The 21,653-nt window shown below is 63.0% G+C and carries 14 protein-coding genes; 9 read left to right on the plus strand and 5 right to left on the minus strand.

Features of this window, described 5'->3' with window-relative positions; all coding sequences use genetic code 11:
- Positions 1–71: 71 nt before the first annotated feature.
- From tssL to EB230_RS27930, 6 genes are all read left to right on the plus strand, one after another.
- On the plus strand, positions 72–1,553 hold the full coding sequence (gene tssL / locus EB230_RS27905; RefSeq protein WP_056565002.1) for a type VI secretion system protein TssL, long form: 1,482 nt from the start codon (positions 72–74) through the stop codon (positions 1,551–1,553).
- Positions 1,554–1,575: 22 nt separating this feature from the next.
- Positions 1,576–5,133 carry a type VI secretion system membrane subunit TssM gene (gene tssM / locus EB230_RS27910; RefSeq protein WP_172374322.1) on the plus strand — a complete coding sequence of 1,186 codons (3,558 nt, stop codon included), beginning with the start codon at positions 1,576–1,578 and terminating at the stop codon, positions 5,131–5,133.
- A gap of 159 nt (positions 5,134–5,292) precedes the next feature.
- Positions 5,293–6,066, plus strand: a complete 774-nt coding sequence (locus tag EB230_RS27915; RefSeq protein ID WP_172374323.1) for a protein phosphatase 2C domain-containing protein — start codon at positions 5,293–5,295, stop codon at positions 6,064–6,066.
- Between the two features lie 5 nt (positions 6,067–6,071).
- A complete protein-coding gene (locus EB230_RS27920) occupies positions 6,072–8,654 on the plus strand; it encodes a serine/threonine-protein kinase (RefSeq protein ID WP_172374324.1) in 2,583 nt (860 codons plus the stop codon).
- 12 nt (positions 8,655–8,666) lie between these two features.
- A complete protein-coding gene (locus tag EB230_RS27925; RefSeq protein ID WP_244493916.1) occupies positions 8,667–9,167 on the plus strand; it encodes a DUF1036 domain-containing protein in 501 nt (166 codons plus the stop codon).
- Entirely contained in the window at positions 9,164–11,572 is a 2,409-nt protein-coding gene (locus EB230_RS27930) for a M23 family metallopeptidase (RefSeq protein ID WP_056565012.1), read from the plus strand. The genes EB230_RS27925 and EB230_RS27930 overlap by 4 nt, the downstream gene beginning before the upstream one ends.
- A gap of 179 nt (positions 11,573–11,751) precedes the next feature.
- On the opposite strand, the gene EB230_RS27935 is transcribed toward EB230_RS27930, so the two are convergent.
- Positions 11,752–12,288, minus strand: coding sequence for an OmpA family protein (locus tag EB230_RS27935; RefSeq protein ID WP_172374325.1), 537 nt, complete (start codon positions 12,286–12,288; stop codon positions 11,752–11,754).
- Positions 12,289–12,477: 189 nt separating this feature from the next.
- Here EB230_RS27935 and EB230_RS27940 point away from each other — a divergent pair, with 189 nt between their 5' ends.
- A complete protein-coding gene (locus EB230_RS27940) occupies positions 12,478–13,056 on the plus strand; it encodes a hypothetical protein (protein WP_171883327.1) in 579 nt (192 codons plus the stop codon).
- Between the two features lie 44 nt (positions 13,057–13,100).
- Here the strand turns inward: EB230_RS27940 and EB230_RS27945 are convergent, their stop codons facing one another.
- The 4 genes from EB230_RS27945 to EB230_RS27960 all read right to left on the minus strand — a co-directional run bounded on the left by EB230_RS27945 (position 13,101) and on the right by EB230_RS27960 (position 18,540).
- A complete protein-coding gene (locus tag EB230_RS27945) occupies positions 13,101–14,339 on the minus strand; it encodes a caspase domain-containing protein (protein ID WP_246738862.1) in 1,239 nt (412 codons plus the stop codon).
- A 7-nt stretch (positions 14,340–14,346) separates the two neighbouring features.
- Positions 14,347–15,375, minus strand: a complete 1,029-nt coding sequence (locus EB230_RS27950; RefSeq protein WP_246738863.1) for an OmpA family protein — start codon at positions 15,373–15,375, stop codon at positions 14,347–14,349.
- Between the two features lie 274 nt (positions 15,376–15,649).
- Positions 15,650–15,973: a hypothetical protein gene (locus EB230_RS27955; protein WP_210261322.1), complete on the minus strand. Its 324-nt coding sequence runs from the start codon at positions 15,971–15,973 to the stop codon at positions 15,650–15,652.
- A gap of 17 nt (positions 15,974–15,990) precedes the next feature.
- Positions 15,991–18,540 carry a caspase family protein gene (locus EB230_RS27960; protein ID WP_172374327.1) on the minus strand — a complete coding sequence of 850 codons (2,550 nt, stop codon included), beginning with the start codon at positions 18,538–18,540 and terminating at the stop codon, positions 15,991–15,993.
- 397 nt (positions 18,541–18,937) lie between these two features.
- Here EB230_RS27960 and EB230_RS27965 point away from each other — a divergent pair, with 397 nt between their 5' ends.
- A complete protein-coding gene (locus EB230_RS27965) occupies positions 18,938–19,411 on the plus strand; it encodes a hypothetical protein (RefSeq protein WP_172374328.1) in 474 nt (157 codons plus the stop codon).
- Between the two features lie 86 nt (positions 19,412–19,497).
- Positions 19,498–21,576 carry a sigma-54-dependent Fis family transcriptional regulator gene (locus tag EB230_RS27970; protein WP_172374329.1) on the plus strand — a complete coding sequence of 693 codons (2,079 nt, stop codon included), beginning with the start codon at positions 19,498–19,500 and terminating at the stop codon, positions 21,574–21,576.
- Positions 21,577–21,653: the final 77 nt, after the last annotated feature.

Raw genomic sequence — 21,653 nt, forward strand, 5'->3', positions numbered from 1 at the left:
TACCCGACCGCGAAAAGCTCTGCGCCTGTCCGGCAAGGGCGCAGGAGCCAGGCACGGACGGACGATCGACGATGAGCTCGAAGGACGATCCTTTCGGCCCGGCGGGCAAGACCGTCATTCGCGCCACGCCACGGCGTGAGCGAAAACCGGCCCCTAGTCCTCCCGTCGCGGATAGCGGACAACCCTCGCAGGTCAAGGATTCGACCGTGTTCGATCCCGGCGTCGGCCAGCATACACCACCCGGTTGGACATCCGGAACCGTGATTTACCAGGGGACTCCTCCCGTGGCGGCGCCGGCTCCGGCTCTGTCGCAGGAGACCCTGCTCAATGTCACGGACAGTGTCCGATATTCCGCGGCAAATCCGATCCTTGCCGCGGCTGCACCGTTGCTGATGCTGTTCGGCCAGTTCAGGCTTATCCCGGTCGAGAGACAAGCGGAGCCGTTGGCGGAACACATCACCGAGGCGATCGACAAGTTCGACAGCGCACTGGAGAAAGCAGGCGTTGCCGAAGAGGATGCGCGGATTGCGAAATTTGTCCTGTGCGAAACCGCCGACGATCTCATCGGCAACCTGCCCTGGCCACGGAAGGACGCCTGGGCGCGGCACAGCATGCTATCGCGGTTCTTCCACGTCGAGCCCAATGGCACGGGCTTTTTCGAAGCGCTGAACAAAATCCTGGCCAGCCCGGAGGCACATTACGATCTGCTCGAACTGATGCATGTGTGCCTGTCGCTGGGGTACGAGGGCCAATATCGCGGCCTGACACGCGAGGATACCAATCTCGAACGCGTTCGGCGCGACGTCTACGAAACGCTTCGCTATTTCAGGCCGCGCGCGGACGAAGACATCTCGCCTCGCTGGCAGGGCCTGGCGGCAACGATGACGCAGTCTTCGACACGCCTGCCGCTCTGGGCCGTTGCGGCAGCGGCAGCGGCGCTGCTGACGGCGGCATTCTTCGCGTTGCGGGTCTTCATCACCAATGAAGGCGACGCCACCGCTGGTGAATTGCTGGCCCTCAACCCGTCGACACCCATCACCATCGAGCGCGCCAGCGTGGCGCCTTTGGCCGAGCCGGCGAAAGTCACCCCTCCGGCAGCCACGACCACGCAGATCGATCGCATCCGCTCGGCCCTGGCCAAGGATATCGAGGCCGGCGGGCTGACCGTCGGCACGAAGGGCGACTTCATCGTCGTTGAAATCAACAATCTCCTGGTGTTCCAGTCCGGCAGAGCCGACGCGAAGCCGGAGTTCCAGCCCATAGCCGCCGACATCGCAGCCGCCCTGGAACCGGAGCGCGGACCAATCAGGATCGTCGGCCATACGGACAATGTGAAGCCACGAAAGTCGAGCCCGTTCAAGTCCAACTTCGATCTTTCCGTCGCCCGGGCGAAGGCCGTCGAAACCATGATGGCGCAGAAGTTGAGCGATCCTTCGCGACTGACGGTCGACGGCAAGGGCGAGGACGAGCCGATCGCCGACAATGCTACACAGGAAGGCCGCGCCAGGAACCGCCGTGTCGATGTGATGATCGCCAAGGAGGAGACATTGTGAGCAGGGCCGGTTGGATGCGCCGATGACACGTTGGCTGCCGCGGATATTCAGCATGATCGCGCTGGCCGGTTTTTCAGCGGCAGTGTGGTTTGCCGGACCTCTGATCCGCTTCGCCGATAGCCGTCCTCTCGGGCCGGCCTGGCTGCGCGCGGCAATCATCGGTGTGATCGTGGCGGCCGTAGCGCTCTTCCATGGATTGCGTTTCTGGCGGATGCGCAAGGCACAAAAGGCGCTGGAGACCGCCGTTGCCCGCAATGATGACAGGGATGACGACTCACTGGTGCTCGAGGCGCGCATGAACGAAGCCATCGCCGCGCTCAAACGGTCGAGCGGCAAGCGCAATTTCCTCTATGAGATCCCCTGGTATATCATCATCGGCCCGCCCGGAGCGGGCAAGACAACGGCACTGGTCAATTCGGGTCTGAATTTTCCGCTGGCAGGTTCGGGTGATGCCCAGCCGGTCGCCGGTGTCGGCGGAACACGTGCCTGCGACTGGTGGTTTACCGACGAGGCCGTGCTGATCGACACCGCTGGACGCTACACGACGCAGGATTCCAATGCCGAGAGCGACAAGAAGAGCTGGCTCGCCTTCCTGTCGCTGCTCAAGAAATACCGCACGCGGCAGCCGATAAACGGCGTCATCCTGGCTATCAGCCTCGCCGATCTCATCAGCCTCGACGATCAGCAGCTTGATGCTCACGTCGTGGAGATACGCAGCCGGCTGCGGGAAATCCACGAGACGCTGAAGATCCAGTTTCCAGTGTATCTGCTGTTCACCAAGGCCGATCTCGTTTCGGGGTTCATGGATTACTTCGGCGCTTTCGATGAGCCCCGCCGACGCAAGGTCTGGGGCGCGACGTTCCAAACCACGGATCGCAACAAGAACATGGCGGCCGAGGCCCCGGCCGAATTCGATGCGCTGGCAAGACGCCTGGTCGAAGAGATGCCGGACCGCCTTCAAGAAGAGGTCGATCCGGTAGCGCGCATATCCGCTTTTGGCTTTCCGGCGCAGTTTGGGGCGCTGAAGAGCCGAATTGCGCGTTTTATCGCCGGCTTGTTCGATCCGGCCCGCAGCCAGGTGAATGTCAGCCTGCGTGGCCTCTATTTTTCGTCAGGTACGCAAGAGGGAACGCCAATCGATCAGGTGTTGGGCGCGATCGGCCGCAGCTTCGGCGGCAATTCCCGCGCCCATTTTTCGGGAACCGGCAAAAGCTTCTTTTTGCATGATCTGCTGACGGGCGTCATTTTTGCTGAATCCGGATGGGTCTCCTACGACAAATCGGCTGTAAGGCGTGCGGCGATCGCCAGATTTGCAGGACTTTGCGCCATCGCGTTGATCGCCGCGGCGGCCCTCGGCACCTTGGCCCTGAGCTTCACGGCCAACAGGTCGCTGATCGCCTCCACAACGCTGGCCATGGGCCAGTATCGCGCGACGGCGGACGCGCTGCTCAAAACTACCGAGGTCACCGACGTCGACCTCGAAAACGTCATCGGCCCGCTCGACCAGTTGCGCGATCTGCCGGCCGGGTTCGAAATCGGCGACGTGTCGACACCGATCGAGGAGACCTTCGGCCTCGGCCAACGCGAGAGACTTGTTTCGGCGTCCAGGACGGCTTACCGGCAAGCGCTGGAACGCATGTTGCGGTCGCGTTTGCTGATCCAGGCCGAGCGGACGATCCAGGCCAGGATGGCCGATCCCGCCGCGCTTTACGAGCCGTTGAAGATCTATCTGATGCTCGGCGGCAAGGCGCCGAAGGTCGACGACGCGCTGATCGTTTCCTGGATGAAGCAGGATTGGGAGCAAAACCGGTATCCAGGCGAGAACAACCGCGCGGGACGCGAGCAACTCGAAAAGCACCTGCGCGCCATGCTTGCCCTGGACGACGCCTATGATCCGGTTTTCGAACTCAACCAGCCCCTCATCGAAGCCGCTCAGCGTTCGCTCGGGCGCATGAGCCTCGCCGACCGCGCCTCCGTCTTGATCAAGTCGGCGGTGTATTCGGCGGCGCTGGACGATTTTTCCCTTTCCATGAAAGGCGGACCGGAAGCGCGGCTGTTGTTCGAACGTGTCGATGGCAGCGATCTGTCGGGCCTTCGCGTGCCTGGCCTCTATACCTGGGCCGGTTTCAACCACTTCTATCTCGGACAGCTTTCGCACATTGCGCAGATGCTCGTCGACGACCAGTGGGTGCTCGGCGGCGGCGGCGAGCAAGGCGGCATCGACCAGGAGTTGCTCAAGCTCGGCCCCGAACTTCTCGATCGTTACGGGAAGGAGTTCGCAACGGCGTGGAACGGCGTTCTCGACGGGTTGAAGTTCAAGGCGATGCTGAAGGACAAGCCGCATTATATCGCGCTTTCCGCCGTCGCCTCGCCATCCTCGCCGATCGAACAGCTGTTTACGGCGATCGCCGACGAGACAGCACTGACGCGAGGCACTGCTTCCGGCCAGGACTCAGGCACCGAAGCCGGCACGGTTCAAGGCCAGTCACAGGAGGCTGTAAACATGGCCAGGGGCCTGGCTCGAATCGGCATACAAATCGCCACCGGAAAATCGCAAAGCCGTGCCGGCACAGGATCCGCAAACGCGCAAAACCAAAATCCCGGGGCCAACATCGAAGCGCAGTTCAGGTCATTCCAGGCCTTGGTGAGCGGTCCTGCCGGACACCGCCCGATCGATGCCTTGACCCAGAATTTCCGCGATATCTACCAGAGCCTGAAACTGGCGACCGACGTTCCCTCCCAGACGGAACGCGTCAACGCAAACCTGCAACTCCAGATAGCCACCCTTCGCGCCAATGCCTCACGCCTGCCCAAGCAGCTCGCCAGAATGGTCAATGCGACGGCGGACGAGTTCGAAGGCAACGTCACCGAGACCTCGGTGGCGAATTTGAACCAGATGCTTGATCAATCGGTCACGGCGCCCTGCGAGGCGGCCGTCAACGGCCGTTACCCTTTCTCCGGCAATGGTGCCGAGGACATGGCAATGGCGGATTTCGCGAAACTGTTCGCCCCCGGCGGGCTGATGGACCGGTTCTTCGCCCAGAATCTCGCGTCGCTGATCGACATGACGGGCCAGGACTGGAGCTGGAAGCAGGATGCGCGCTTCGGGCGCGGCCTGTCTAAGTCGACGCTGAAGAACTTCCAGCTGGCGGCCGAAATCCGCAGCGCCTTTTTTCCCCAAGGCGGTTCGGTGCCCTCGGTCAGCGTCACCTTCACGCCGTTCTCACTGCATGGCGACGCCGACGCGGCGGTCCTCGATGTCGATGGCCAGACCGTCCAGAGCAACCAGGCGGGCAACACGCCGAGCACGGTGACCTGGCCGAGCGGCACGGCTTCCGGATCCGCCAGTCTGAGCCTGACGCCGGAGATGCCAGGCCGCGAATCCGCCCTCAAGTTCGAAGGGCCGTGGGCGCTGAAACGGCTGCTGGACAAGGCGACCATCAGCGGCAACGACCCCAATGTCGAAGCGCGCTTCGTGATCGGCGGGCGCGACGTCACCTATACGATCCAGACCGGCTCCGGGCCCAACCCCTTCTTCCTTCCCGCACTCTCGGGATTCAGCTGTCCGAAGGCGTTTTGAAATGAGCTTCGAGCTTTTCAATACAATGACAGCCTGTATGAGCCTCACGCGCCCGGACCTTAATTTCTATACTTTAATGGTCGAGCCTGTGGCAAAGTGGCGAGAGCGAGCGCCCGCGAGTGCGCCGCAGAGGACGCGCAAGACGCGTTTGGTGGCAAGTTGAGCAATGTCGCCCTTCCCTTTGACAGCTTCGGCGTGAGCCACAAAGGCTGTGTCCGCGAGGTCAACGAAGACAACTATCTGCTGGAGCCACGAACCGGGCTTTGGGTGGTGGCCGACGGGATGGGTGGGCATGATGCCGGAGAGGTCGCCTCGGCCAGCATTGTCGACCATCTGGCCACGATCGGCATCGCAAGCTCCGCTCCGGACCTGCGGGCGCGCTTCGAGGACAGGCTGAGCCGGGCCAATGCCGAGATCCGCAGGATATCGGAATCGCGCGGCATCACCATCGGCTCCACTGTCGCCGCCCTGTTGGCGATGGACGGACGGTTTGCCTGTCTGTGGGCGGGTGATAGCCGGATCTACCTGATCCGCAACGCCTCGATCTCGCAGATTTCGAAGGACCATACCGAAGTGCAGGAACTGCTTGACCGAGGCATGATCAGTGCAGCCGAGGCGCTCACCTGGCCACGCCGCAATGTCATCACGCATGCGGTCGGCGTCAGCGATGACTTCATCATCGACTTCCAGCAAGGCGAACTGATGCCGGGGGATATTTTCGTGCTGAGCACCGATGGGCTGACAGCGCATGTCACAGACGCGGAGATCGAGGCAGCGGTGGTGTCGGCAACGCCGCAGGGGGCCTGCGAAAATCTTTTGGAAACGGTGCTGGCGCGAGGCGGAACGGACAATGTCACCATCGTGCTGGTCAAGATCGGAAACGGGCGCAATGGACAATCGCTCCGCGCTGACCTGTCGAGGGTGGAGGGCTGAGGCTGATGAGCGCCGACGACAAGACGCGAATATCGCCGCAGGTGGCCAACACCGCCGTGGGCACGCAGCTCAGCGGCATCTACGAACTTGACGAGCGGATCGCATTCGGCGGCATGGGCGAGGTCTACCGTGGCCACAACATCCAGACCGGAGATCACGTCGCGATCAAGATCGTCCTGCCCGAGTTTGCCCGTGACCAGACGATCCTGTCCTTGTTCCGCAAGGAGGCCTCGATCCTCAACCATTTGTCGCATGACGCGGTCGTGCGATACCACGTCTTCACCATCGATCCCGGGATCGGCCGTCCCTACCTTGCCATGGAATTCGTCGACGGCGAGTCGCTGTTCGACATCATGCGACGCGGGCCGATGCCGGTGGAAGAGGTGCGCAAGCTCTGCCATCGCCTCGCATCCGGCCTGAGCGCCGTGCATCAGGCGGGCGCGATCCACCGCGACCTTTCACCCGACAACATCATCCTGCCGGGAGGCCGCGTCGACCGTGCAAAGATCATCGATTTCGGCATTGCGCGATCGGCGACCGTGGGCGGTGAGACGCTGATCGGCGGAAAGTTCGCGGGAAAGTACAACTACGTTTCACCCGAACAGCTCGGCCTTTACAGCGGCGACGTCCGTGAACAGTCCGACATCTACAGCCTTGGGCTGGTGCTGGCCGCCGCCCTGCGCGGCAAGCCGATCGACATGAGCGGATCGCAGTTCGAGATCATCGAAAAGCGCCGGACCGTGCCCGACCTCTCCGACATCGACGAGGACTTTCGCGGCATTGTCGAAGCCATGCTGCAACCGGATCCGCGGGACCGGCCGGTCAGCATGGCGGATATCGCCAGGATGACGCGCGACGAGGACGAAGGAACAACGCCGCCGACGTCGATCACCCCCCGCGACCGGCCGGGCTTGCCTCGAGCCGGGCAGACCCTTGCTCCCGATCCCAGAGCGCAGCCCCAGCCATCCTACGTCCCGGGACACGGTGCGCCAGCGGCAGTGGGCGCGGGCGCGCAGCCCTTCGTGCCGCATGTCCGGCCCGCGCTTTTATCCGAACCGCAGCCTCGGGCGAATCCCAGCCCGCCCCGTGCTGCCGCACGCAACGCTCCAGGAAAACCCGGAAGGACCCGCACCGCCGCGATCGCCGCCGTGGCGATGCTGGCTGTCGCCTCAGGCGCGGGCCTTTACTTGGCCGGCTTCATGACGCCTGCGCCGCCGATTGCGGGCAAGACGTCGCTTTCCGCGTCCGAACCGTCAAAGCCTGCTGCGGAAACGGCAAAGCCGCTCCCGGCCGACAAGATCGCGAACGCCCCGGAACCGGCAAAGCCGGTTCCGCCCGCACAGCCGGAAGCCAGCGTGGCTCCGGCTGAAAATCAGCCAGGGGCAGAGGTGGCTCAAAAGCCACGGCCGGCCAAACCCGCGGAAGCTCTCTCACCGGCCGAGGCACCCCCGAAGCCGTCGGCAATGGCGGCGCAACCGCAAACAGAAGCGGGCACGCCGTCGGCTGAAAGCCAGGCTGATGCCAAGCCGGTGCAAGCGCCGGAGCCGGCGAAGCCCACAGCCTCCGCGCAAACCGAAGAACCCCCGAAGCCATCCGCAGCGGAGGTGAAGCAGCCGTCTGAAACGGCATCGCCGGCAATCCAGCCGGATACGATGGCCAGCAACAGCCAAATGTCGGCCCCAGCATCCGGGACGACAGCTCCAACCCCGCCAGCCGAGAAGGTCGCAACGCCGCCGCCGGCCCAGCCAGAGGCCGTGCAGATCCCCAAGCCTGAGCCACAGATCAGTCGGCCGGAGGCACTCGAGGCGGCTGCGCCGGCCCCCAAACCCACTGCAAGCCAGACGGATGGCGCGAACGCCGAGGGTCAGAACGCATCGTTGCCGTCAACCAAACAGCCGGACCAAGCTGTCGTCGCGTTGAACGTGCCCAAACCAGCGATCCCCTCGCCTGTCGACGACAGCGCGCAACGAGTCTCCTGGGTTCGCGACTTCAGCGGCGGTGACTGTTTCTATGCGACCATGACGTCATCAGCCGACAAGCCCCCCGCGATCGAAGGATTTGGCACGGCGGTCCAGCCATTCGAACGGATGCTGGGCGCTTTCCAGGCAAAATTCCGTGTCGAGCCGGACATCAGCGTCCGCCTCATTGAGCAGAGCCAATGCGAAGTCACCAACTTTCTGCGCTTTCTGGGACAGACCGCGGCCGACAGACCGCAACTTGTTCTCGACCGGACATCGGTGCCGGATGGTACGCCGATCCGCGGTACGCTGGTGACGCGTGGCGGGCTCATTTCCAGTGTGCTGCTGATCGACCACAAGGGCATGGTGTTCAATCTCGACGACCGCATCGTCGTGCAACCGGACAAGGCCACTTTCAGCATTCCGATCGGGCTGGGCGCCGCCGACAAAGCCACTGGGAAGGCCGTGCCGCAGATCATAATGGTGATCACAGGCCCGCAGGATATTCAGGCTGCTGCCTTCTCCACGCCAACGCCAGCCTCGGTGCTGCTGCCAAAAATTCTCGAGGAGATCGAAACCGACGGATCTCAGTTTTCAGCCACTGCCAAGTATTTCCGGCTCGGCGGATAGCATGGGCGCCCGATGGAACCCAGCCGCGCGTGTTTGCCCCCTGCCGGCCTGCCCATAGAGCAGCGTGATCCGGCTCGAACCCTGCCTGCCCTGACTGGCCGCATCAAGCTCGCGGTCATGGCGGGAGCGGCACTGCTGGCCATGCTGGCATCCAGCGAAGCGCGCGCCGAATTCACGGTCTGCAACCAGACACTCGACGTCGTCAATCTGGCGGTCGGCCAGAGGGTCGACAATGCGGACCAGACCGACGGCTGGTGGACCATCGGCGCAAATCAATGCGTGAACGTCATCCGCGAGGAACTGACGAACCGTTACATCTACATCTATGCGACGGATGTGTTTGGTCACGCGATCCTTACCGGATCGACCGAGATGTGCATCGAGCGACGACGCTTTTCGATACGCGGCATCGACGATTGCTGGCAGCGTGGCCATATCGCGGCGCAATTTCTCGAAGTCGATACGCTTGAACAGGTGCGGTGGACCTTCTTCCTGACCGGAAACAGTCCGTGACGCACAGCATCGACACGAGCTTCAAGCAGAAGAAGCAGGCGCGAGCCGCGCTGCGCAGGCGCACGCTTTGGCGCAGGCTCATTGCCGGTTTCGCTGTGGTGATCCTGCTGTCCATCGCCGCCGGTTTCTACTTAACCGCGGACTATTGGTCGTTCGGCGACGAAGACGAGGAATTGCACGCCGTCGAAGGTGCGGACGATGTGCCGGCCGATGCCTCCGTCTACGTGCCCGCCATCATAGACCTGGCTGGAGATCCGATGTGGATCACCCTGGCACCCGATGCCGACACCGCAAGCAAGGGCCATACGGTGGCACGGCCGGCCGAGCTCGACAGTTCCGGCGCCTCGCCGCAGATCGAGATCCTCTCCGACGTGATGCTTAGCGCCAGCGAAAAGTTCATGACGACGATCCCGTCGACGCAGGAGGACTTCGCGTTCTTCCAGGCGCAGCGGCGGACCGCTCCGGCATCTCCGGCTGCCGCACCCACAGAGCAGGCCGCCCCGCCTGCCCCGGCGTCGCCACCGGACGACCAGCAGGGCGACCTGAATAACGACCTTCAGGCGGCACCCGATGCGGGTGGGGCCCCGGCTGTTCCGGTGCCCAAGCAGGATGCCGACGACCCGGAGGCCGGCTGGGGAGAGACCGTCAATCAGGGCGAGGCAGCGCTGCCCGCTTTCACGAAGACCCAGATCGAGAACAATACGACCGTGGCAACCGTGACCAACGAATACCAGCGCTTCGAGGCGACCGAAGACACGTTCGTGAAGATCCTCAACGACCGCAGCCTGGACAGCGTTGTGCTCGATGCACATTTCTCCACCGACGATGCCAAACTGGCGGGCGAAGCGCTGAAGGCGCTCTTCAACCGGGACGGGCTGGAACCGGGTTATGTCGTCGCCATGCGCGGGTTCCGGCCGAACCGCGGCACGGCCACGATGTCGCTCATGCAGGTTTCGGTCTACGCCAAGAATGTCTTTGTCGGCACGCTGACGCGCGACGCCGCGGGCGCCTTCGTGTCGGGTGTCGACCCCTGGGTGCGCGAGGACCTGTTCAACTATTCCGGTACCGATCAAGGCGGGCCCAAGCGGCAATACCGCCTGCTCGACGCGATCTATTCGACGGCCGCGCGCAACAAGGTCCCGACGGGCGTCATCGGCGAGGCGATCATGTACCTGTCGCGAGGACAGGACCTCGACGCCTTCGCCAGCGAGGACCAGCGCCTGGTGCTGATCTACTCGCAGACGCCGCGCGGCAAGGACGAGACGTCCGGGCGGGTGCTTTATGTCGGCGTCCAGGGCGGTGAGAAGACCATCGACTGTTTCGTCTTCCAGCAGAGCGACGGCCAGTTCGCCTGCGTGACGGGCAATGACGAGGTGCGCTCGCTGACTGTCGCCAACGGCATGGTCACGCCGGTGAACGGGGTCATGACCTCGACGTTCGGCCCGCGCAAGCACCCGATCCTCGGCGTCGTTCGCATCCACAAGGGTGTCGATTGGGCAGCCCCTGTCGGCACGCCGGTCGAGGCGGCCTTCGATGGCGAGATCAGTTTCCAGGGCGACGGCGGCAGCTATGGCAATCTGGTGAAGATCTCGCATGCGAACGGGCGCGAAACGCGCTACGCGCATATGCAAAAATTCGCCATTGCGAGCGGCGTCGGCACCAAGGTGAAGGCCGGCGACGTCATTGGCTATATCGGCACCACCGGGCTTTCGACCGGCCCGCATTTGCATTTCGAGCTCTACCAGAATGGGGAGGCGATCGATCCGCTGGGGACCTCCACCACGGTCGCCACCTATGATGCCGGCAATTCCGGCGATGTCGCCGTTGAAACGCTGACCGAGCGGATCGTTCACGTCGAAAGCGGCGGCAGCGCCCGCGCCAAGAACCCGAATTCCTCGGCGACCGGCGCCGGCCAGTTCATAACCAAGACCTGGATCAGGATGATGAATACCTATCGTCCGGAACTCGCGCGCACGCTGTCGACCGCCGACCTCTTGGCTCTGCGCTACGACGCCACCATTTCACGAGAGATGGTGCGCAATCTGGCGCGCGAAGGCGAGGCCTATCTTCGGGCGCGCGGCCACCAGATCACGGCCGGCCGGCTCTATCTCTGTCATTTCCTGGGAATGGAAGGCGCGCACCAGGTGCTGTCGGCGCCAGCTTCGGCGCAACTGAGCGCCGTGCTGGGGTCGGCCGTCATCCAGGCCAACCCGTTTCTCACCGGCAAGACAGCCAGCTATGTGGTGGACTGGGCCGAAAGGAAGATGGGCCAAAAGCTGAGCCGTGTGGCCACCGACGCCAGCCCGCAGACGACGACTACGGAGATCCGCCAGACATCGCCGGAGTTCGAAAAATACAAGCAGGCCGTCACCGCCCTCATAGGTTCGATTCAGAATACGCTTTGAGGCTCCCATCATGGGTCAAGATCACATACGCCCTGCAGGTCGTTGAGAAGTGGCGCAACCGCGGCCGTGCGGCGGGATGATCCCGCCACCCGGGCGCAACAACGACTTCATGCCAAGGGCACTGACCTTCGGCGCCGGTGTGGCCGGGGGTGGCGCGCTCAACCAGCGACCGGTGCGCGCTACTGCGTCTTTATCCGCATTTCCACGCGGCGGTTGACCGGATCGTAAGGGTTGGGGCTGCGTGGATTCTTTTCGCCCATGCCAATGGCGTCAATGCGGGCTGCCTCAATCCCCTTGGCCCTCAGGAAGGCTGCCACCGATTGTGCTCGTCGTTGTGACAAGCCTTCGTTGTAATGCACAGTGCCGGTGGCGTCGGTGTAGCCTTCGACGACGAAGCTGAAGGTGCTCAGCCTGCTGTCCTTGAGAGCCTTGGCGAACTCGTCGAGTTCAGCGCGCGCTGTGGTATCGAGCGCGGCCGAATCCAATCCGAAATTGATCAGCATATCGAGGCTGGATTTTTCGGCCGGCCCGTCCTTCGCCTTGCTCTTGCTTTTGCACTCCTCCTCGGTGCCGACACAAATTCCGCGCGACTTGCCTAGATCGGCCGCGCCGGCAAAAAACTTCACGATGTCTTCTGATTTCTGAACGGGATCGGCGGAAGCGTGGGTCGAGAAAAACACGACCGCCAACACAAAGGCTGTACTGCCCCACTGCATAGCGGTTACTCCTGTTTGAGCATCCGATTTCGACGATCGTGATGATATCAAATCGCAAGGCAATTGTCTGTCGATAAACGCTGGAGCACGATAGTGCCGACGGGTCCCGCGGCGTCAGAGGTTCAGACTTGACCCGCGCCGCGCCTGAGGCTTGAGTGGCCAGGGCTTCTCGATGAAAGCGTGGCGGTCATGGCCAATGGGCTTCGATTCAAGACGGCACGGGATCTTTTCATGGCTTGTCCCGCCATTGCCAGGGACATGGGAACACCTCCAACCGAACAGGACTCGATCGCATTTTGCCGCGACCTCCTTGCCGGACGCGTTCCCGAGGAAGCGATCACCTTTTGTGCCTACCTGCTTCCCGAGCGGGCCGCGGTCTGGTGGGCGCATGAATGCCTGAGCCACTTGACCGACCTGTTCGATGGAACCGATCAAGAACTGCTTGCGCATGTTCGCGACTGGGTGGGTGAACCGGACAATCCCCGCCATCGAGCAGCCGTCGGCACAGCCGCGGCCGCACCACCGACAACGCCGGTCGGCTGGATCGCTCTCGCCGCCGGATGGCGTGACAGCGGCTCGGCCATGGCCACGACCGAGATGGCGGCCTTGCAACCATTTCCTGCCGCCCATGCAGTCAATGCGGGGATACTGGCCGGACTGGCCCGTGTCGCTCTCACGGACCGGTTTGCCGTGCTTTCGGCATTTGTCGACATGGGCATCCAGATGGCCGAGATCGAGGCGTTGCGCCAATCGGCGGATGCCTATTAAGGCCGCCATCCCGGCGGAATCGACTGGAGCCGCCACTTTCCTGCCTATTTGCAGCCGCCCTGCGCCCATTTGGCAAGCGCCACCTTGAAGCGTGTGCCCAGCGGATGTTGCAGGCGCAGCACCGAGACATCGTTGGCGGCAAAATTCTTCGCCTGATCGCACAGCCGGGCCTCGTTCCATTCGTGGCAACCGTCGCAGTGCTTGCCCTCCCAGACCGACTTGTCCAACCCCTCCACCGGGCTGAAAAGCGGCTTGCCCTTGATCAGTTCGGCGATGCTCTTGCCGTCGATCGCCGCATCGCCGAAGTCGATCGGATGGTCGAAAAGGATCGGGGCATCCGACGCCAGTTTGGGGATTTTCCGACGCAGCGCATCAAGCGCAAGCTGGTCATCGCCCTGGTTCGCCGCCGCGCCGGTGTTGCGCGCTTCGGAGCCGCTTTCCGCCTGAGGCGCGCTCGCCTCGCCAACGATCAATGGCGCATTGAGATCGACCTTGTGCAGGACGACCTCCGTGGTCAGCGAAACGTTGATCCAGGGACGCTGCTTGCCGGCTGTTGCCTTGAAGACGTCGCTGGTGACCCTGTTCATGGCCTCGGTGATGGAGACGTTGGATTCGCCGATGTGCTGAAGCAATGCCGCTGTGAAGGGCGAGTGCTCGCCCGACCCGTCATAGGCGAGTTGGTTGGGGCTGGCGGCGAAGGCGACGAGCGTGCCGGCGCCTCCATTCTCGATCGGAATCTCGGCTAGGCCGCTGCTCGCACCGTTGACGCCCGCGGTCTTGGCCAGCGCCTCGGCAAGAGGATTGTCGCGGCAGGCGTCGAGAAATACCAGCCTGATGCTGGTCTCCCGCGACATCTGTCGCAAAACGAAATCAACCGACACAGCCTCGAAGTCGAGAGAGGTCTCGTCCTCCAGCGCGGCGTCGACCGGAAGCAGGTAGTTCTTGCCGGAAACCTGCAAGCCGTGCCCGGCATAGAAGAAGAGCGCGATGTCGGCACCACGCACCTGTTTTGCGAACTGGGCGATCGTCGCCTGCGTCTGCAATTTGGTTTCGTCGAAACCGGAAACGACCTCGAAGTCGAGCTTCTTCAAGCGTTCGGCCATGACCTGGGCGTCGCGCACCGGATTGGCGAGCGCCGCCGCGTGCTGGTACTGGGCGTTGCCGAGGACAAGCGCCACGCGGCGCTCGGCGCTGGCGCCCGTCAAACTCAACAGCAAGGCGAGCGCCGCAAGACAGGCGGCGCGAAAGAAGCCACCGCAACGGGCGATCGGATCGGACTTCACCGCGACCTCAAAGCTTGGTGGCGGAAAACTCGATCCGCCGATTGAGCGCCTTGTTCTTGGGGGTATCGTTGGCGGCAACCGGCCGCTCCTCGCCGTAGCCCGTGGAACTGACCTGGTTGCGTGGAATGCCGGCGGCAACCAACGCATCCGCAACCGCCTGGGCCCGGCGCTCCGACAACAGCTTGTTCGCCTCCGGCGATCCGTCTGAATCGGTATAACCGGAGACCTCGACCTTCAGGCTCGGGCATTTTCCGACGACGCCTTCAACCTCGGTCAGCAAGGGACGGCTTTTCGCGTCGAGCCGCGCGCTGGCAGGCCGGAAATAGATGGCGCCGGTGCGCGAGAGCACGGCGAACCTGTTCAGGCATTCCTCGTCGCTGAAGTTCGCCTTGGCGGCATCCGTGGCAACCGGACCCACATCGGCCGAACTCGCCGCGGCGACCTGGGTGGCGGCCGGCTTGCTGCCGTCCGCGGTAAAAACGAAATCGAACGATACCGACGCGGTTGGCACGATGTTGGTGACGTTGGCGGCCTGCTGCAGCTTGTCGATGTTCGGCAACAGGCCGAAATCCTCGACATGGACCGCGACCGGAGCTTCCGAGGCAACCGACACCATGGTGTCGCTGATCATGGTGACGACGACACTGGCCTCGAGGTCCTTGTCGACGCCGTGCAGATTGAGGCGGAAGGGCAGCGTTGCCTTCACCCTGCGCTTTGTCGCGAGGTCGCCGAATGCGGCAGGATCCACCTTCGCCGTAAGCTCGGCGGTCGGGTATTTGAATGTCTCGAAGAACAGGAAGCGCATGCGGACATTGCGCAGATCGACGCCGGTATCGACCGAATTGAGGTCGAACGTGACCTTGGCATCACCCGCCGAACTCAGTGTGCCGGTGATGTTCCTGATCTTGTTGGTCTCGACGATCGTGTTCTTCTTGACCGACTGGTATGTGATCACCGAAGCGGTGGGATCGAGCGTCCAGTTCGGCGCGGCGCCTGACGCTTGCGATCCGAACAGCAGCAGCCCGGAGAAAGCCACGACTCGGCCAAGAGCCCTTAGGGTGAGGTTCCCAGACCCCGTTTTCCACCGGAATGCGACGACTTCGAACATGGAACGCCCCTGCCCAGGACAACCGTATCGACACGACACCAATCGCGAGCATAGAGCACTTGCGGCTGGTTGGCGAGCAACTCCCGAGAATCCCGATACTACCGGAAAATCGGCCAGGAACTGCCGCATTCGTGCAGGCCGTAAACTAAGCCTCTGTGAAAACGGTACGGGAGTCGGCTACGACCAAAATCTCGAGGCTTGCTCAACCTCCCCAGCCGCCTCCGCCGCTGCTGCCTCCACCACTGCTGCCTCCGCCGCTTCCGCCAGCGCCGCCGCCTCCACCCGCCGTAGGAACGACAGGCGGGGAAACAATGGATTCCTCAACCGGCTTGATCACCTTCTTGGCGGTGACCTTCTTCTGCTGGCCGATCTTTGGCGTGGACGTCGTGCGAACCAGCTTCGGCCTGTGTTTCGTCGTCGTCACCGTCGGTTCGGCCTTGGGCGCGACGGACATGCAGCCCGTTAGCGCCGCAAGGGCACCGGATAGAACTGCCGCAATCAATGCCTGCTTCACTGCCCTGCCCACAGTTACCTCCTTGTGCGTCAAAACAAGTCCCGTCGCGGGTTGGCTTGCTCCCAAACCGCTCTGGCTGCCTTGACCAGTTGGTCGTCCAGCGAACCGTTCGCCGGGATCTTCGACTTGAGTTCGCCGCGCAACTGCTTGAGCGCCGCGGCTTTTGTTTTCGCCCCGAATTTTGTCAGCGCCGTCTGGGCGCCCGGCAGTTCCTTGCGAAGATCAAGTGCGACCGCGAAGGCCAGATAACGCACCGCTTTCGCCTGGTCAGCCTTGTCGCCCTTCTGCATCTCGAGCGCGGCGCGATCATACGCACCGGATTGATCGCCGCGAGCGGTGGCCAGCTCGAACAGTCGTTGCGCTTCATCGAGGTTTTGTCCTACACCGACACCGTCGCGATACATGCGGGCGAGGCTAGCCGGAGCATAAGGCTGGCCGAGATCCATGGCCTGCTGGAAAAGCCCTTGCGCCTGCCTGGGATCCTTGCCGACGCCCACGCCGGCCAAATAGTTACGGCCGAGCAGATTCATCGAATACATGTCCTGCCGCTCCACGCCAGCTTTCAGAAAAGCCACGGCGCGGGACGGATCCGCAGGCACGCCATTACGGCCCTCCGTGAAGATCGCGGCGAGATCGTTCATCGCGTAGGTATGGCCCATGGCTGCCGCCTTGAGCAGCAGGTCCAGCCCCTTGCCGGTATCGCGCTCGACACCATAGCCATTGAACAATGCACGGCCCCAGGACGTCATCCCGTAAGGATCGCCCTTGTCGGACGCGGCGGCGTAGAAGCCATTGGCCTGCTTGCGGTCGACGGGCATTCCCGTTCCCGTCGCATTGAGGTAGCCTAGCTCGAACACAGCGCGAACGTGGCCTTTGTCGGCTGCCGCCTGGATCGCTTTCTTGGCGTCCTCGACCTTGCCGGCCGCAAGCAGCGCCCGGCCCAACTCGTAGCGGAAGCGGGCGACATCGGGATAGGCCTTCACCGCCGCCTCGCAGGCCTTGACCGCCTCGGCGCCAATTTCATTCGGCAGCAGACCGGGAACCACGCCTTGCAGATCGAGAGGCTCGCCGGCGGCCTGGTCGCACGGATCGACGCTTGGCGACAGTTTCATCGTAGCGGGCTTTGAGGAGCTGCTGTCGGCCCGGATCTCGAAGCCGACCTCGACAGCACCGGCAGCACCAATCTGGGGTTCGTAGCGCAGCAGGTCGACCTCATCCGCCATCAGGCTCGACTCTGGCGACAGAGCACGGTCCGGCAGGGACAGGGTTCCCGTTGCCGGGTAGCTCGCGAGTTTCAGGCTGACCGCGGGATCCCGGGTCGGGAAGTCCAGCTTCAGCGGAACCGGGCCGACACCGACCGGAACGCTGATCTCGCGGTCTTCGATCGCCTCGGCGGCGCCGGTGATGTGGATGCCCCGCTCCAGCACCTCCTGCTTCTGCTCCGTCTCGAGCGAGGCCACGATCTGTTCGCCCTCGGCGCCCTGGCCGTCCTTGACGCGGAACACCATGATGCCCTGGGCCTGACCGCCCCAATTGTCATGCGTGGCGTAGGCCAGCATGTCGACCTCTTCGGGCGCACCGACGCCCTTGGGCACATCCATCTTCAGGCGCGGCAGGTCCCTGCCGTCGATCTGTTCGCCGACCGCGACAGCCTTGCCGTCCAGCAGCAGGCGTCCAAGCGCGGGCGGCCTTTCGATGCTGACCGTGATCGATCCGCCATCGACATCGACCGGTTCCGGCAGATCCAGGGCAACAGGTCCGACACCCGAGGGCACGACTTTTTCGAGAACCGGCGGCAGCGAAGGTCGGCTGGCGCGGCGCATCAGGACAACCTCGTCGATGAGCGACGAATTCTCCCAGGGAACCTGCTTGCCGTCGGTGGCCTCGACCACATCGCGGCGCACCGCGGCCATGACCGTGCGTATCTCCTGGTTGGGCGCCAGCGCGCGATGCGAGAATGCGGATGAAAACGGGCTGAGGTCTCCCGCTCCATCATAAGCGACCGCTCCTGGCTCGGTGGCAAAGGCAATCAGTGTGTTGAGCGAGCTTTTGACCTGAGCAAGACCGGTATTGCCCGCCGTGATCAGCTGATCCCTCAACCAATAATCCTTGCGCGGAAACGGGTTGTTGCGACAGGCATCGAGGATGATCACCTGGATCTTCGATTTCGCGCGCAATTGCTGCAGGACATCGTCCAGCTTGACCGCCTGGACCTCTATGTCGGCCGCATTCTTTAGCGAGGCATCGACGGGGATCAGGAAATTCTCGCCGCCGATCTGAAAGCCATGGCCGGAATAGTAGACGACGGACAGATCGGCGCCATCCGCCGCCGCGAGGTAGTTGCGGAACTGCTTCTCGAACTGCAACTTTGTGAGATCCTTGGCGACGAACACTTCGAAGCCGGCCAGCCGAAACGTCTTGGATACGTCCTCGGCATCCTTGTCGGGGTTCTTGAGAGCAGGGATTTCCCGGTACTGGGAATTGCCGATCACCAGGGCGACCCTTCGATCGGCCGACGCATCGAAACTTGTAAGGGCCGCGACAAGGACGACCGCGATCAATCCGCAAAGCCGGAGCATGGCAACTGCCTCAACCGCCGCGACCTGACGACCACAAGCTCCCCAGATTGTGGCATCAAGATCTGTTGAAGAACTCACAATCCGCAGCGACAGGGACAGAAACAAGACCGGAAACCTGTCGCCGCAGCTGGCACCTTCCTCATCCGAATGTGTAAACTACCTCACGACCGAACCATCCGCAATGAGTGTCGAACCGCTCGGCCAGCTGTCCGGCTCACCTTTTTTTGAAACAGCAGGATACGGCAGGTAATGGTGTAGCAGCCACCTGCTACCAACGACGCGAATTTCGGCGCTACCTATTGTGAATGGCGCATCTGACGATGGCAGTGTAGGGTTTGCCGCACATAAAAATGACCGTACCTGCGGCACCGCCAAGCTGACGAATCTGGGAGGATTCATGGTCGAGATCATCTCCAAGCGGGACGGCCCGCGTCGCGAGGATGTTAAGGTCAAGCGGCTGATCGAGCAGAACCGCTCGACCATCGTTCGACTTGCCGACCAGATCAGCGGCGGCGGCTATTCGGCTTCCAGGAAGCCACGCCAGCAACCCAAGGCTGAAGGCCTGATCATCCACGTTGGCGGCGGCGCGGCCACCGTGGCCGAGGCCAAGCCGTCCATCCGCGTCACCATGAATGGCCGTGTGATCTCCAAGGACCAGAATACCGGCCGCCAGCTGCATCATATAGGCGATATCCGCAATCGGGATGGAGAGCAGATCTTCGTTCTGGGAACAAAGCAGAACGGCTTTTTCTCGCCGGTCGACGAAGCCATCGGCGAGGCGCTCACCGAGTTGGACGGGTCCCGGCTGACCTCGACTTACACCGAGGAGCAGCTTGCAGCCGATATCGGCGCGAAACTCGGCATCGACTGACGGCAGGCTGTTGGGCGTCGCTGAGCATGCCCAATCCGCGACAGCATACAGAAATGGCATACCTCAAAAGGTACTGTGATGGCTGAATGAGACACGCGAACGGCCCCGATCAGATGAAGACAAAGGCTATTCCGGCGCGTGCGTCGATGGCCACCGGACAGTTGGTTCTGGACAACGTCGACTATGACGAGCGCGCCACCATGCGCGCCTGGGAAAGTTTTCTGGCTGACGCGCCGAAGTGCGCCCGCGATCCGGTCCATGTCCGCTCGCTGATCCACGATTCCTGGTATCGCAGCGCCACCGGCGGCATCGACGCTCAAGGCATCGAGGCACCGCTCTCCAGCGACCGTGACGAGATCGAATATCTGACCCGCGCCAACGCCGAGCTGCTTTCGGCGGCGCGGCGATCGTTTGCCTCCCTTGGCCCGTTGCTGGAGGGGACGGGAGCCATGCTGGTGCTCGCCGACAGCGACGGCGTGCTCATCGACGCGATCGGCGACAAGAAGACCCTGCATAACGGCCAGGACATTCATCTGGGCATCGGCGGCAAATGGAACGAGGATGCCGTTGGAACCAATGGCATCGGCACCGCGCTGTGGACTGGAGAGCCGATTTTCGTCCATGCCGCCGAACATTTCTGCGCCGGCATCAAATCCTGGACCTGCGCCGGCGCGCCGATCCGCGATCCCCTGGACGGCAAGATCATCGGCGTTGTCGACCTGTCGGGCTATTCGCCGATCTTCCGGCCGCACAACACGGCGCTGGTCGCGGCCACCGCCAGGCAGATCGAAAAGGCCCTGGCCGAACAGCAGCAGGAACAGCGCACGCGCCTACTCGAAGCCTTCATTTCCTCGGCACCCAGCTACCGCCGCAAAGATGGGTTGGTGATTGTCGATCATCGCGGCCGCGCGATCTTCTGCAACAACGTGCCCAATGGCGACACGACAGAGATGATGGACGGCCCGATGGAACCGGGGCGTGGTCGATGGCTGATGAACCTGCCGGCCTCCGGCTGCGACAGCGATCTCGCCAACGCGCTGCCGGCGCATCTGCGATCCTGCCATGTCACACCGCTGAAGCTTGACGGCGATCTTCGTGGCGCGGCCCTGGTGTTTCCATCGGTGCCGGCCGTCTCGAGCATGACGGTGATCCGCCGAGAAGAAAACAAGCATCTGCGGACAGCCGCGGCGATGATCGTCGGCGAAAGCGAGAAATTGCTGGCTGCCGTCGATGTCGCCTCCCGGGTGGCCGGCTCGAACGGTGTCACCTCGTTGCTGATAGAAGGCGAAACGGGCGTCGGAAAAGAGCTGTTTGCCCGGCTTGTCCATGCCGGCAGCCGACGCACCGAAAACGACCCTTTCATTGCCATGAACTGTGGCGCGATCACCAAGGAACTGTTCGGCAGCGAATTGTTCGGTCACGTCGGCGGCGCCTTCACCGGAGCTTCGCGCGAGGGCAAGCCGGGCATCTTCGAACTCGCCAATGGCGGCGTGCTCAGCCTTGACGAAATCGGCGAGTTGCCGCTCGAGATCCAGCCCTTCCTGTTGCGTGTCCTGGAAGAACGTGTCGTCCACCGCATCGGCGATTCCAGGGGCCGGCCGGTGGATGTGCGGCTGGTCGCCTCGACCAACCGCGACCTCAAGCAGGAAGTGGCGGCCGGGCGCTTCCGCGGCGATCTCTATTACCGCATCGGCGCGGTTTCGATCCATGTGCCGGCGTTGCGTGAACGCGGCGACGACGTTCTGCTGCTGGTCGAGCATTTCAACCGGCGGATCGCGAAGCTGGCGGGCAACGACCCGCTGGAGTTTTCAAACGACGCCCTCGACGCGCTGCTGGCCTATCGCTGGCCGGGAAATGTGCGCGAATTGAAGAACCTGGTCGAGCGCCTGCATATACTGGCGCGCGGCGGCACGATCGAACTCCAGGACCTTCCCGGGGAAATCAGTGCGGGCAATCGCGACGCAATAGCCATGCATGGCGACCATCCCGCGACCATGCTCGAAGCACCTGTATGCACCTTCGAGGATGCCGAACGCCAGGCGATCAAGAATGCGCTTGTCGCGGAGAGCGGCAATCTCAGCAAGGTTGCGCTGAGGCTCGGCATTTCGCGGCCGACGCTCTATCGCAAGCTCGGCCAGTACGACATCCGGCGCGGGTTCCTCTGACACGCAGCAAAAAGAAGAACCCCACGGCATTCGCGCCATGGGGTTGGGGGAATTGCGGCTGATGGATCGGACTGGCG

This window comes from Mesorhizobium sp. NZP2234 (genome assembly GCF_013170765.1).
GTDB lineage: Bacteria > Pseudomonadota > Alphaproteobacteria > Rhizobiales > Rhizobiaceae > Mesorhizobium > Mesorhizobium loti_D.

What these genes read in the sequence shown, in the direction of transcription:
- tssM (WP_172374322.1), top strand. Translation starts at nt 1,576, where the DNA reads ATGACACGTTGGCTGCCGCGGATATTCAGCATGATCGCGCTGGCCGGT.
- EB230_RS27920 (WP_172374324.1), top strand. Translation starts at nt 6,072, where the DNA reads ATGAGCGCCGACGACAAGACGCGAATATCGCCGCAGGTGGCCAACACC.
- tssL (WP_056565002.1), top strand. Translation starts at nt 72, where the DNA reads ATGAGCTCGAAGGACGATCCTTTCGGCCCGGCGGGCAAGACCGTCATT.
- EB230_RS27965 (WP_172374328.1), top strand. Translation starts at nt 18,938, where the DNA reads ATGGTCGAGATCATCTCCAAGCGGGACGGCCCGCGTCGCGAGGATGTT.
- EB230_RS27960 (WP_172374327.1), bottom strand. Translation starts at nt 18,540, where the DNA reads ATGCTCCGGCTTTGCGGATTGATCGCGGTCGTCCTTGTCGCGGCCCTT.
- EB230_RS27935 (WP_172374325.1), bottom strand. Translation starts at nt 12,288, where the DNA reads ATGCAGTGGGGCAGTACAGCCTTTGTGTTGGCGGTCGTGTTTTTCTCG.
- EB230_RS27925 (WP_244493916.1), top strand. Translation starts at nt 8,667, where the DNA reads ATGGAACCCAGCCGCGCGTGTTTGCCCCCTGCCGGCCTGCCCATAGAG.
- EB230_RS27940 (WP_171883327.1), top strand. Translation starts at nt 12,478, where the DNA reads ATGGCCAATGGGCTTCGATTCAAGACGGCACGGGATCTTTTCATGGCT.
- EB230_RS27970 (WP_172374329.1), top strand. Translation starts at nt 19,498, where the DNA reads ATGAGACACGCGAACGGCCCCGATCAGATGAAGACAAAGGCTATTCCG.